Source organism: Nitrospira sp. (assembly GCA_030692565.1).
Taxonomy (GTDB): domain Bacteria; phylum Nitrospirota; class Nitrospiria; order Nitrospirales; family Nitrospiraceae; genus Nitrospira_D.
The window spans coordinates 53,885-66,517 of sequence record JAUYAO010000044.1 but is presented as its reverse complement, the minus strand read 5'-3'; the positions used below and the strand labels follow the sequence as shown (position 1 = coordinate 66,517).

General features: G+C 60.9%; 12 protein-coding genes. All 12 read left to right on the top strand.

All coding sequences use genetic code 11. The features are described from left to right. Positions 1–14: 14 nt before the first annotated feature. The 12 genes from Q8N04_11625 (at position 15) to waaF (ending at position 12,602) form a co-directional block, all read left to right on the top strand. Positions 15–572: an OmpH family outer membrane protein gene (locus Q8N04_11625; protein MDP3091322.1), complete on the top strand. Its 558-nt coding sequence runs from the start codon at positions 15–17 to the stop codon at positions 570–572. A gap of 18 nt (positions 573–590) precedes the next feature. After that, entirely contained in the window at positions 591–1,133 is a 543-nt protein-coding gene (locus Q8N04_11620; protein MDP3091321.1) for an OmpH family outer membrane protein, read from the top strand. A gap of 195 nt (positions 1,134–1,328) precedes the next feature. Further along, positions 1,329–1,775: a 3-hydroxyacyl-ACP dehydratase FabZ gene (fabZ, locus tag Q8N04_11615; protein MDP3091320.1), complete on the top strand. Its 447-nt coding sequence runs from the start codon at positions 1,329–1,331 to the stop codon at positions 1,773–1,775. A 108-nt stretch (positions 1,776–1,883) separates the two neighbouring features. After that, a complete protein-coding gene (gene lpxA, locus Q8N04_11610) occupies positions 1,884–2,699 on the top strand; it encodes an acyl-ACP--UDP-N-acetylglucosamine O-acyltransferase (protein ID MDP3091319.1) in 816 nt (271 codons plus the stop codon). Beyond that, positions 2,696–3,544, top strand: a complete 849-nt coding sequence (gene lpxI / locus Q8N04_11605; protein MDP3091318.1) for a UDP-2,3-diacylglucosamine diphosphatase LpxI — start codon at positions 2,696–2,698, stop codon at positions 3,542–3,544. Before lpxA ends, lpxI begins: the two co-directional genes overlap by 4 nt. 144 nt (positions 3,545–3,688) lie before the next feature. After that, the gene (locus Q8N04_11600; protein ID MDP3091317.1) at positions 3,689–4,651 is read left to right on the top strand and encodes a Gfo/Idh/MocA family oxidoreductase; all 963 of its coding nucleotides are present in this window, start codon (positions 3,689–3,691) and stop codon (positions 4,649–4,651) included. Between the two features lie 79 nt (positions 4,652–4,730). Next, positions 4,731–5,864 (top strand): lipid-A-disaccharide synthase, encoded by a 1,134-nt coding sequence (gene lpxB, locus Q8N04_11595; GenBank protein ID MDP3091316.1) that lies wholly within the window; start codon positions 4,731–4,733, stop codon positions 5,862–5,864. Next, positions 5,852–7,597, top strand: a complete 1,746-nt coding sequence (gene msbA, locus Q8N04_11590; protein MDP3091315.1) for a lipid A export permease/ATP-binding protein MsbA — start codon at positions 5,852–5,854, stop codon at positions 7,595–7,597. Before lpxB ends, msbA begins: the two co-directional genes overlap by 13 nt. A gap of 21 nt (positions 7,598–7,618) precedes the next feature. Continuing rightward, positions 7,619–8,272, top strand: a complete 654-nt coding sequence (locus tag Q8N04_11585) for a lysophospholipid acyltransferase family protein (GenBank protein ID MDP3091314.1) — start codon at positions 7,619–7,621, stop codon at positions 8,270–8,272. Positions 8,273–8,405: 133 nt separating this feature from the next. Then, complete coding sequence (locus Q8N04_11580) at positions 8,406–9,791, top strand: 3-deoxy-D-manno-octulosonic acid transferase (protein ID MDP3091313.1); 1,386 nt, start codon at positions 8,406–8,408, stop codon at positions 9,789–9,791. A 2-nt stretch (positions 9,792–9,793) separates the two neighbouring features. Continuing rightward, positions 9,794–10,885 (top strand): tetraacyldisaccharide 4'-kinase, encoded by a 1,092-nt coding sequence (gene lpxK / locus Q8N04_11575; GenBank protein MDP3091312.1) that lies wholly within the window; start codon positions 9,794–9,796, stop codon positions 10,883–10,885. Then, entirely contained in the window at positions 10,878–12,602 is a 1,725-nt protein-coding gene (gene waaF, locus Q8N04_11570; protein ID MDP3091311.1) for a lipopolysaccharide heptosyltransferase II, read from the top strand. The genes lpxK and waaF overlap by 8 nt, the downstream gene beginning before the upstream one ends. Positions 12,603–12,633 lie beyond the last annotated feature (31 nt).

Below are 12,633 nucleotides of genomic sequence, written 5' to 3'. Positions count from 1 at the left end.
ATTGTGTGACGAGAATGGCCGCGATGACGAATCAATGCCGGAATACCTGTGCGGCGCTGCTCATGGTCGCATTCCTTGCCGTGAGTGGATGTGCGGGAGCGGGCGCCGGCGCGAAAGTCGAGGGGAAGATCGGGGTATTGGATCCGGCCCGAATTCTGTCCGATACCAACGCGGGGAAAAAAGCCAAGGACAACCTCACGGCCTTTTCCAAGAATCGACAGACCCTGATCGAGCTCGATGAAAAGGAATTGCGTCGGCTGGAAGAGGATTTCGTGAAACAGGCCAGCGTCCTGAGTCCCGCGGCCAAACGTGATCGGGAAGAAGCGTTTCGCCGGCGCATGCAGGAGTATCAGCAAAAGGTCACGGAGCTGAATCGGGAAGTGCAGGAGAAGCAAAAAGATGTGATGGACGGATTTCGCGGCAAGATCGAGACGGTGGTCGGCAAGGTTGCGAAGCGGCTGGGCTTGCAGATTGTCGTGGACAGCAGCAAAGGCGGAGTGACGCTCTATCGCGAGGACACGCTCGATATTTCGAATCAGGTGATTGAAGAGTTCAATCGGGACTATCCCTAGCAGGAGGAGACGGATTATATGAAACGACAGCGCGTGATCGGGATGCTCGGAGTGCTGGCGGCGAGCCTGTGGTTCGTCCATGCGGCCGTCGCGGCGGAGACGTTTAAGGTCGGGGTGATGGATCAGCAGGCGGTGATGGAACAATCCAAAGCCGGCAAGCGGGCGCTGGAGGAAATGAAGAGCTATTCGCTGACCCGGCAGAAAATCGTGAATGCGGACGACCAGGAATTGAAGGATATGGAGCAGTCCCTCCAGGATCCCAACAGCAAGTTGAGCGAGCAGGCAAAGCAGGAAAAACAGGAACAATTCCGGACGAAGCTGGAGGCCTATCAGCGTCGCCTGGCTGACTTTAATCGGGAAGTGCAGCAGAAACAACGCGAGATGGTGACGGAGTATGCCAAGAAGATTGCGGCGGCCGCACAAGCGGTGGCGCAGAAAGACGGCTATCAGGCTATTCTCGACAAGGGCAGCGATGCGATGGTGCGGATTGTGTTGTACCATCAGCCCGCGCTGGACGTGACGGATCGTGTCGTGAAGGAGTTCGATAGCCAGAATAAGTAGCGAGGCGGTGGCGCAGCAGGACGGCGATCAGCACTGTTTTCGGCGAAGGGCAGCGTGGCCATAGTGCGGATGGTGTTGTACCATCAGCCCGCGCTGGACGTGACGGATCGTGGCGTGAAGGAGTTCGATAGCCAGAGTAAATGGCGGCGGTAGGGTGACGTGACGGGGAACAGAGGAGGCAACGGCATGGCAGTGATGGAACAAGCAGAGATTCAAGCATTACTCCCGCACCGGTATCCGTTCCTGTTGGTTGATCGGGTGCTGGAGTTGGATCCCGACCGCCGAATCGTGGCGATTAAGAACGTGACGATCAACGAGCCATTTTTTCAAGGCCATTTCCCCGGGCGGCCGGTGATGCCGGGCGTGCTCATCCTGGAAGCGATGGCGCAGGTCGGCGGCGTGCTGGCCTTTAAGTCCGTGCAGGTCACCGGTCGACCGGTTGTCTATCTGACCGGCATCGATAGCGCGAAGTTCAGGAAACCGGTGGTGCCCGGCGATCGCCTGCGGTTTGAGGTCGATGTCGTCAAGAAACGGGCGCCCTTCTGGAAGATGCAGGCCAAGGCCTATGTCGAAGATGATGTGGTGTGTGAAGCGGAAGTGACGGCCATGGTGACGGAGGAGAAGACCGAGGCCCGTCAATAGTCATCCGTCATGCGTCAACCGTGAGAGATCATAGAGCTGAGCTATGACTTTTCTCAAGCGATTGACGAATGACCGTTGGCGATTGACGTTTCCCATTGGAGGTTCAGCGTGCAGATTCATGCGACAGCAATAGTTCATCCGGGTGCGAAATTGGCGGACGACGTGGTGGTCGGACCGTTTTGTCTGATCGGCGAGCATGTGTCGATCGGAAAGGGAACCAGGCTGTTTTCCCATGTCACGGTGGACGGGTGGACCGAGATCGGCGAGCGGAACGAAGTGCATCCCTTCTCGTCCATCGGCGGCCCGCCCCAGCACTTGGGCTATAAAGGTGAACCGACGAAGGTGGTCATCGGCGACGACAATATTCTGCGGGAATATGTCACGGTCAATCGAGCCACGGTGCAAGGCGGAGGGCTCACCTCCGTCGGCAGCAAAAATTTCCTGATGGCCTATGTGCATGTCGCCCACGATTGCCGGTTGGGGAATCACCTGATTCTGGCGAATGCCGCCAGCCTGGCGGGACATATCACCATCGGCGATCATGCCATCATCGGCGGGTTGACGGGCGTGCATCAGTTCGTGCGCATCGGAGCCTATGCCATGGTGGGAGGCTGTTGCGGCGTCGTCCAGGATGTGCCGCCGTTTACGCGGGCCGCCGGCGGGTATCGATCCAAACTCTACGGATTGAACTCGATCGGGTTGCGCCGTCACGGATTTTCCGGCGAGCGGATCTCAGTGTTGAAGAAGGCCTACGACCTCCTGTTCCGCGAGGGCCATCGATCCGCCGAAGCGATCAAGCTGGCTAGGGCGGAGTTCAAGGATCAGGCGGATGTCGCCCAGATCCTGACCTTCATGGAAGCCACCAAGCGTGGAATTTCCCGTTCGATCGGGAAGGACCAGGGCGATGAGGATGAATCCGCGTGACCACCTCAATGCCCACCGAAGACAAACGGATCGGACTGATCGCCGGGAATGGGCGATTTCCGATTATCTTCGCCGACAATGCCAAGAAATTGGGGTACTTTGTGTCGGCCGTCGCCCATGTGGGAGAGGCGGAGCCTGAACTTGAGCAGCATGTCGATAGCATCCACTGGGTGAAGATCGGGCAGCTGAACAAGCTGATCAATGCCTTCAAGAGCGATAATGTGAAGCGCGTGGTCATGCTGGGCGGCGTCAAGAAGACGCATGTGTTTACAACGGTGCGGCCGGATCTGCGGGCGCTGGCCTTGTTCGCGCGGGTCGCGCTCTGGCGGGACGACGACATTCTCAGGGAAATTGCGGCGGAGATCGAGCGGGAAGGGATTACGATTTGCGAGTCCACCTTCGGTCTTGAAGGCATCCTGGTCGAAGAAGGAACGCTTGCCTCTCGCGAGCCGTCCAAAAAAGAGTGGGAGAATATTCGATACGGCTGGGAAATGGCCTACGAAATGGGGCGTCTCGATATCGGACAGTGTGTCGTGATCAAAGACAAAGTCGTGGTGGCGGTCGAAGCGGTCGAAGGGACCGATGGCGCGATCAAGCGGGGCGGGGAATTGGCGAAAGAGGGCGCGGTTGTCGTGAAACGGTGCAAGCCGCAACAGGATCTCCGATTCGATTTGCCGGCTATCGGGCCGCGCACGATCGAGGTGATGGCCTCGGTGAATGCCACGGTGTTAGCCGTGGAAGCCGGACGAACCGTGATGCTGGATCGGGACCTGTTGTTGGAGAAGGCGCGCCAGGCCGGTATTGCCGTGGTCGGGATCAAGCATCTTGAACCGATCAAAGCGTAGCAGAGTGCTGAAAGAGGCTGCCGGCGGCGTTCTCGCTTCACGAAGAGGCTCAACGTACCGCCGCGTACGCCTCTTCGCTCGCTGCGGCCTTGCTGGACGGCCTCTTTGAGCACTCTGCTAAGTGAACCGGAGGAAGTGCCTTTAGTGAAAACAATACGGGCAGGCGTCATCGGGGTCGGACATTTGGGGCAGCATCATGCGCGCCTCTATGCGTCCATCCCCGGCGTGACACTCGTCGGCGTCACGGATCAGAGTCCTGAGCGCGGGCAAGAAATCGCCGGACGGCATGCCGCCCAGTTCTACCGCAGCCCCGAAGAACTATTGAAAGCGGTCGATCTGGTCAGTGTGGCCGTGCCCACGTCCTCTCACTATGCCGTGGCCAAGCGGTGTCTCGAAGCCGGCAAACACGTGTTGGTCGAGAAGCCGATTGCCGTGCAGCCGGCCGAGGCGCATGAACTGGTGGCGCTCGCCAAGGCGAAGGGTTGCCGGCTGCAAGTCGGTCATAGTGAACGCTTCAATCCCATCATGCGGACCATGCGGACGCACATCAAGCGCCCGGTCTTTATCGAGGGCCATCGACAGAGTAGTTACAGCCCGCGCGGGACGGACGTCGACGTGGTGTTGGATCTGATGATTCATGACCTGGATCTCGTGCTCTCGTTCAATCCCGGTCCGGTCGAAGAGGTGCGTGCGTCCGGCGTCGCGGTGCTCTCTCCGACGATCGATATTGCCCAGGCCCGCATTCAGTTCCGTGGCGGCTGTGTGGCGAATCTCACCGCGAGTCGGGTGTCGACGAACAAGATGCGCCGGTTGCGGCTGTTTCAGCGGGAACAGTATCTCTCGATCGATTTTCAAACCCGGCAGGCGGTGATCTCACGGCGTCGCATCGCGCCCGGTGCACCGCCTGAACTCGATACCGAAACATTTCAGGGGAACGCTGACGAGCCGCTCAAGCTTCAGCTGGAGTCCTTTGTGCAGGCCATCCACACCGGAACGCGGCCCGAGGTCTCCGGTGAGGACGGGGCCGCGGCACTGGATGTGGCGCATCTGGTTCTCGCTGCGATTGCTGAGTATACGGGGCGTGTGCAATCCCAGCCCGAACGGTGACGGCCAGCGTCGTCGGTCCAATGGTCCTTCCGGCGCGGACAGTTCAGCGTAACCTGACCTTCAACCTGAGAGACTGTCGATGTCGCGGATTTTGATCGTAGCCGGAGAGGCTTCCGGTGATCTGCATGGCGCCAACCTGGCCCGGGCGCTTCAGGAACTCGATCCCACTGTCCGATTAGTGGGCGTCGGCGGGGCGGCCATGAAGTCCGCCGGCGTGCAGCTGGTGGAAGGGTTCGGGCATCTCGATGTGATGGGGATCGTCGGGTTCTCGGCCCTGCGCGCGATCATCCGACGATTTGCCGCCATGCGCCGGCTGCTCCGGTCCGAGCGGTGGGATGCCGTGGTCTTCATCGACAATCCCGGGCTCAATCTGCGCTACGCCTGGTTTGCCAAATCGGCCGGGCTGCGGGTGATCTATTATATCGCGCCGCAGATCTGGGCCTGGCGGCCGGGCCGGATGAAATATATTCAACAGCGTGTCGATCAGGTGATGGTGATTCTTCCGTTCGAACCGGAGCTGTATCGGAAGGTCGGCTTGCCCTGTACCTTTGTCGGCCATCCGCTTCTGGATGCCGTGGCTCCGCACTATGATCAGGCGAAGCTGCGCGAACACTTCGGGTTGCAGCGGAGCGGCCGGGTCATCGCGCTCTTGCCGGGAAGCCGGTCGGCTGAGGTGCGCCTGCATCTCCCGATTCTTTTGGAAGCGGCGGAGCGTTTGCTGCGCGACGACCCGACGACGCAATTTCTCATGGCGCAGGCCTCGACGATTGCCGATGATCTCATTCAGCCGTTGCTGCAGAAAAGCTCGGCCCCGGTGAAGGTGGTCGCGGAACAGGCGAGCGAGGTCATGGCGGCCGCGGATCTGCTCTTCGTGGCGTCGGGGACTGCGACGCTGCAGGCCGCGGTCGTCGGAACGCCGATGGTGCTGCTCTATCAGGCGCATTCCTGGTTGACCTATCGGTTGGCCCGGTTGCTGATTCGAGTGAAGTGGATCGGTCTGGTCAATCTGGTCGCCGGGCGGACGGTGGTGACGGAGTTGATTCAACATGAAGCCACGGGCGCAAGGGTGTATCATGAAGCCCGGCGGTTGCTGGATGACCCTGCCGCGTATGATGAGATGAAGCGAAGTCTACAGGCGGTGAAAGCGAGCCTCGGGGAGCCCGGCGCTTCCCGTAGAGCAGCCCAGGTGGTGTTGAACGCATGTCGAGCGTAGACCGATTTCTTCGGTTATTGAAATATGTCCGGCCCTATCGGGGCCGGTTTGTCGCGGCGATTGTCTGTTCCGGCATGGTGGCGGCGTTGTCCGGCGTCTATGCCTGGTTGGTCAAGCCGGTGCTGGACGGGATTTTCATCGAGAAGAACGAGTCGCTTTTAGTGGTGCTCCCGCTTGCGCTCCTGGCGGTGTCGATCGTCAAAGCCTTCTTCAGCTACGGACAGACCTATCTCATGAACTACGTCGGCAATCGGGTGATTGCCGACATTCGCCAGGCGCTGTTTCTCCATCTGATGCGGTTGCCGGTCGGCTATCATGACGCCAATACGTCGGGCCGCTTGGTCTCCCGTGTGGTCAACGATGTGGGCCTGATGGCGAATGCCGTCTCCAACGTCTTGAAAGATATTTTTCAGCACGCCTTGACGTTTATCGTGATGCTCGGCGTCATCGTCTATCAAAACTGGCAACTGGCCGGATTGTCGATCATTGTCATTCCGCTCGCCGTTCTCACGATGTCCCGGATGGGTCGGCGTCTGCGGGCATTGGCGACCAGCGGGCAGGAGCGGATGGGGGACATGTCCTCGACGGTGCAGGAAACCTTATCCGGGATCCGGATGGTCAAGGCCTTCCGTCGCGAAGAGGCGGAGGCCGCTCGATTCGAGCTGAGCAACCGGGCCTTCTTGAGTACGACGCTGAAGGCCAATCAAGTGTGGTCGATCGGGTCGTCGCATATGGAAGTGATCGGCGTGGTCGGCGTAGCCGTGATCATCTGGTACGGCGGCTATCTGGTTCTTCATGGCAGTATGACGCCGGGCGCCTTCTTTTCGTTTCTGACGGCGATGTTCATGGCCTACACGCCGATTCGAAAATTGGCCGGGGCGAACAATTTGATTCAACAAGCCTTGTCCGCCTCGGAGCGGGTCTTTGAAGTTCTCGACCTGCCGACAGAGCAGGCGCAGGACCGGGGCACGCTCGTCTGCCAGGGAATCTCGGACCAGATCGAGTTGCGCGGGGTGTCGCTCAGCTACAACGGGCAGACGACGCCGGCCTTGACGGGAGTCGATCTGGCTATCCGTGCCGGTGAAATGGTGGCGTTGGTCGGGAGCAGCGGCAGCGGAAAGTCCACGCTGGTGAGCCTGTTGCCGAGATTTTACCAGCCGACGGGCGGGCAGATATTGCTCGATGGCGCTCCGTTAGAGTCCTATTCCCTTGCGTCGTTGCGCACGCAGATCGGCATCGTTTCGCAGGATGTGGTGCTGTTCGACGACACGGTCGCCAGCAATATCGCCTTCGGGCGTCCGGGCGCGAGCGCGATGGACATCGAGCAGGCTGCCAAGCAGGCCTACGCGCATGACTTTATTTCCCGGCTGCCTGGGGGCTATCAGACGACGATCGGCGAACGGGGTGTGAAGTTGTCGGGTGGAGAGCGTCAGCGCGTGGCCATCGCCCGGGCGATTTTGCGCGATCCCCCGCTGCTGATTCTGGATGAGGCGACGTCCGCGCTCGACACGGAGTCCGAGCGCATCGTGCAGCTGGCGTTGGCGAACTTGATGAAGAACCGCACGACGGTGGTGATTGCTCATCGGCTCTCGACCGTGCAGAATGCCACCAGGATAGTGGTATTGGATCGCGGCCGGGTTGCCGAGATCGGCACGCACGAAGAGCTCTTGCGGCACAACGGCCTCTATCAGCGGTTGCATGCGATGCAGTTCCAGGATGTGACCAATGTCTAAACGCCGCGTGACAGGTGACATGTGACAGGTGATGAGAGGCCAAAGAAAGCCACTCTGAAGAAACGGGTAGAGCAGTGGATCAAGTTTACGGTGCTGCCTCCGCTCGGAGCCCTGGTCATCCGTGGAATCAAGGGAAGTATGCGGCTTGAGCAGCGCGGCTATGAGCCGGTGGATGCGTTGTATCGAGAGAAGCGGTCCATCATTCTGGCCTTCTGGCATGCCCAACAGCTGATGATTCCCTTCGGGTATCGCGGGCCCGGGTCGCATGTCTTGATCAGTCAGCATGGCGACGGAGAAATCATCGCCCGCATCATCGCCCGGTTCGGTCATGAGGCCGTGCGCGGGTCGAGTACCCGCGGCGGCGCCGGGGCGCTGCGCTCGCTCATTAAGCTGGGGCGGTCGGGCAAAGATGTCGTCGTGACGCCGGATGGTCCCAAGGGCCCGCGGCAGGTGGCCAAGTTGGGCGTCATTCAATTGGCGAAAGCCACGGGGCTCCCGATTGTCCCTCTCGGCTTTGCCTGCTCAAAAAAAAACTCTTCTCGAGCTGGGATCGCTTCATGGTGCCGTACCCCTTTTCCCGCGGCGTCTTCCTGTGGGGAGCCCCGATCTGGGTGTCGCGGGAGGCGGATGACGCCGCGCTTGAGGCCGCTCGTGTCGAATTGGAATCGACCTTAAACCGGCTGACGGCTGAGGCTGAAGTCGGCGCGACGAGCGAGAAAAGCAAGACTGGCGCGAAAGGTGGGGAGTGCTAGTCGCGCCAGTCCCGCGCGTCCCGCCTGTCGCGCCTCTCTCGCGCTGCAGCGATCTCATGTGGCGACTGCTCTACAATATTCTTCTTATACTGGCTACGCCGATCATCCTTTGCATTCTGCTCGCCAAAAAACGGTGCCGGAGGGGCTTGCGTCAACGATTGTTGGGGGGGGACGGTCTGTCGAGTCTGTTCTGTCTATCTGGTCGGGCAGGCAGACCAAATAGACCAGATGGACTAGACGGACCAGAGAGACCGACCATCTGGATCCACGCTGTCTCGCTGGGTGAAGTGGTGGCGGTCACGCCCTTGGTGAAAGCCCTGCATCGCAGCCATCCCGATCACCGGCTGATCGTCTCGACGGTAACGGAAACGGGACGCGAGGCGGTTGAACAACGACTGGTCGGAATCGCCGAGCATCGCTACGCCCCGCTCGACGTTCCCTGGGCCGTGTCCCGCGCGATCGCGCAGTGGCAACCGGTGCTCTATGTATTTGTCGAGACCGAACTCTGGCCGAATCTCTTATGGACCTTGCGGGACCGGCAGGTGCCGACTGTCATGGTGAACGGACGGTTGTCGTCGCGGTCGTTTGCCCGGCAGCATATCGCCGGGCTCATTTCGTTCTATCGTTCGGTGCTGCGGTCGCTCACGCTGTGTCTCATGCAGTCGGAGCGTGATGTGCAGCGGATCGTGGCCCTGGGGGCCGACGCCGAACGGGTCCATAGGACCGGCAACATCAAGTTCGATCAGCCTCTGCCGACGATGGCGGCTGATACGTCGTTGCGTACTGAGTTGGGCCTGCGGGAAGGCGAATCACTCGTTCTCGCCGGGAGCACGCACGCGGGCGAGGAGGAGGCGCTGGTTGCGGCCTATCGGCAGATCGTCGTCACCCATCCTCATGCCGTTCTCATGCTTGCCCCGCGCCATATCGAGCGGGCCGCCGATGTCGTGACGATGGTTCAGGTGGCGGGTTTGCCGGTGCAGCGCAAGAGCCGGCTTGAATCAGTTGGATCCGGGGCGCGAGTCATCATCCTCGATACGCGCGGTGAATTGGCCCGGGCCTATCATGAGGCGACGGTGGCATTTGTCGGCGGCACCCTGATTCCCGTGGGCGGGCATAATTTGCTGGAGCCGGCCGTCTGGGGAAAGCCGGTCCTTTTTGGTCCCTATACGGACCACTGTGCGGAAATCGCGACGCTTCTTTTGGAATCCGGCGGTGCCGTTCGAGTATCCGGTGCGGACGATCTCGCGCGCACGGTTTGCGCGTGGCTGGAGGATTCGTCGGCGCGTCGCCAGGTCGGGGAGGCCGCACGCCGGACCGTGTCGGACAATCAGGGGGCGTTGCGGCGGAGTGTGGAATTGATCGAAGCCTGTATATCTCAGGCGCAGTCTTCTTCTTTCCGGTCTGTCGGTTCTGGACCGCGGCCGGTGATTGCGAGGCCGTGAACGTGGCATTCCTGCGTCCCGGCGATCCGGTTCGCTCCTGGCTGGGCGGCCCGGCCTTTCTGTACGGACTGGCGGTTCGCGCCAGGATGTGGGCGTATGATCAAGGATGGCAGAAGCAGGCACGATTGCCCTGCCGAGTGATGAGTGTCGGAAACCTGACGGTCGGCGGAACGGGGAAAACCCCGATGGTGATTCTGTTGACCGAGTGGCTGCAGGCGCAGGGGCACCGGGTCGCGGTGCTGAGTCGCGGCTACAAGCGGACGTCGACGGCGGCGCAGGTATTGGTGTCGGACGGGGAGCGAGTCTTGGTCGGTCCGGCGGAGGCCGGTGATGAGCCCTATCTCATTGCAAACCGCTGTCCCAAGGCCATTGTCGCAGTCGGGGCGGATCGCGCAACGGTCGGACGATGGCTGCTTGACCGATGGCCGGTGGACTGGATCGTGCTCGACGATGCCTTTCAGCATCGCGCCCTGTACCGTGACCTTGATGTGGTATTGATTGATGCGATGGATGCGACAGGATTGGATGGCTTATTGCCGGCCGGGCGCCTCCGTGAGCCGTTAGCCGGACTCGGGCGTGCGGATGCGGTCGTCATCACCCGGGCCGACTCCGAGCGGGATGTGGCCGCCGTGCGCGCCCGATTGCAGGCGGCCATGACAGGACATCCGGTTCAGGCAGAGGTGATCTTCAGGCTGGACGAAGTGGTGTCGGTCACGACCGGCGTGCGGCATGCGGCAGACTGGTGTGTGGGAAAGAAAGCCTGGCTGGTCAGCGGGATCGGCAACAGCGAGTCCTTCCGCCGGTTGGCGATGGAGAATGGGCTACAGGTATGTGGCGAAACCGCGTTCGCAGACCATTACGTGTATCGGAGCGAAGACGTTGATCGTCTGCGTGTTCAGGCAACACGATCCAATGTCGAGATGGTGCTCACGACCGAAAAGGACGCCGGGAAGCTCGCGCCACTGTTGCGGCCTGAGGATTCCTGGTGGGCCGTGCGGCTGCGGGCCGATGTCAGGCGCGGACAGGATGCGCTCCATCGCTTGTTGTCCGATGCCTCGGATGCGTCGAAGTCCCAGGGAGATGTGCGTGCGTAACGAATCGCCCTCTCGAATTCTGGTGCGCGCGCCGAATTGGATCGGCGATGCGGTGATGTGCGAGCCGGCTTTGCGCGGGCTGCGCGCGCGCTTTCCCAGCGCGGAGGTCACGTTGCTGGCGAAGCCGGCCATTGCCGAGCTGTTCATTGCCTATCCGGGCATCGATCGCCGGTTGGTTTACGATGATCGGGGGATTCATGCGGGACTGTCAGGGAAATGGGCGCTGGCGGGCCTCCTGCGTCGGCATCAGTTCGATCTGGCGGTGTTGTTCCAGAATGCCTTTGAGGCGGCGCTGATCACGTGGCTTGCCGGTATCCGCCGCCGTTACGGGTATGTCACCGACGGCCGCGCGTTTTTGCTGACCGATCCCGTTGCGCGGCCAGACCGCGCCACGCTCGTGCATCAAGTACACTACTATTGGGACCTGTTGAAGCCGCTCGGTGTGAACGGTTTGCCGTCTGTCCCAGCGTTGGCGGTCTCGGAGAACGAAACGCGTGCGATGGATGAACGGTTGAGGGATCTTGGCATAGGGCCGGACGATCTGGTTGTCGGCGTGAATCCTGGTTCAACCTACGGCGGCGCTAAGCGATGGCTGCCGGAACGATATGCGGAGGCTGCGCTGCGGGTCTGTCGCCAGATCGAACAGCAGCAGGGGCGGCCGGTCTCCGTGGTGATTCTCGGGGCGAAGGGCGAAGAGGAGTTGGGCCATTCGGTGGCAGATCGCCTCACGGTACGGTCAGCAGTGCTGTCGGGGCGGACGAATATTCGGGAACTGATGGCGGCGACCAAACGCTGCAGCATCTTACTGACCAACGATACCGGGCCGATGCACCTGGCGGCGGCGTTTGCGGTGCCGGTGGTGGCCGTGTTCGGTCCCACCGATTGGAAAACCACGGCGCCATACAGGCAGGAGGCGTCGATTGTCCGGCAGCCGGTCGATTGCGCGCCCTGTCTGTTGCGGGAGTGCCCCATTGATCATCGCTGTATGACCGGGGTGACGGTGGAGATGGTCTATGAAGCGTGTCTGTCTAGTCTATCTCGTCTCTCGGGTCTATCTAGTCCGGACCAGACCGACCAGACAGACCGAACAGACCAGACAGACCAGACAGACCAGACAGACCGAACAGACCAGACAGACAAGAAGGACCGGACGACTCTTCTTTCCGGCTACACCGTCTTCTTGGATCGTGACGGGACGCTGAATCCGGATCCCGGGTACATCGGGTCCCCTGACCAGTTCGAATTGTTTCCCGGTGTTGCCGCGGCGCTCGCCAGACTGACGCGCGCGGGCGCTCGACTGGTGGTGGTGACGAATCAATCGGGAGTCGGGCGGGGATTGTTTTCTTCCGGGGATCTTGATGCGATTCATGCGAAGCTTCGTCGATTGTTGCATGACGCGGGAGCATTGCTGGATGCGATTTATGTGTGTCCGCATCATCCGGACGATCGTTGTCGCTGCCGGAAGCCTGAGACGGGGATGGTTGACCAGGCGGTGCGTGAACTGGGCATCGATCTGTCCCGATCCTATCTCATCGGGGACCATGCCAAAGATATGGAGTTGGCCAAACGGGTGGGTGCGAAGCGCGTGTGGGTGACAACCAGCGAGCATGGAGCAGGGGCCCCGTCCGAGTCCGGCAATGATGCGGCAGTGGTCGCATCGTCGCTGGATGAGGCTGTGACGTGGATTTTGGCCGATGCGCGAGCCAGTGACTCGTGACTGGTGACGTGTGACAAGAATGAAGGTTGGA

What these genes read in the sequence shown, in the direction of transcription:
- Q8N04_11625 (MDP3091322.1), top strand. Translation starts at nt 15, where the DNA reads ATGGCCGCGATGACGAATCAATGCCGGAATACCTGTGCGGCGCTGCTC.
- Q8N04_11620 (MDP3091321.1), top strand. Translation starts at nt 591, where the DNA reads ATGAAACGACAGCGCGTGATCGGGATGCTCGGAGTGCTGGCGGCGAGC.
- fabZ (MDP3091320.1), top strand. Translation starts at nt 1,329, where the DNA reads ATGGAACAAGCAGAGATTCAAGCATTACTCCCGCACCGGTATCCGTTC.
- lpxB (MDP3091316.1), top strand. Translation starts at nt 4,731, where the DNA reads ATGTCGCGGATTTTGATCGTAGCCGGAGAGGCTTCCGGTGATCTGCAT.
- msbA (MDP3091315.1), top strand. Translation starts at nt 5,852, where the DNA reads ATGTCGAGCGTAGACCGATTTCTTCGGTTATTGAAATATGTCCGGCCC.
- Q8N04_11580 (MDP3091313.1), top strand. Translation starts at nt 8,406, where the DNA reads ATGTGGCGACTGCTCTACAATATTCTTCTTATACTGGCTACGCCGATC.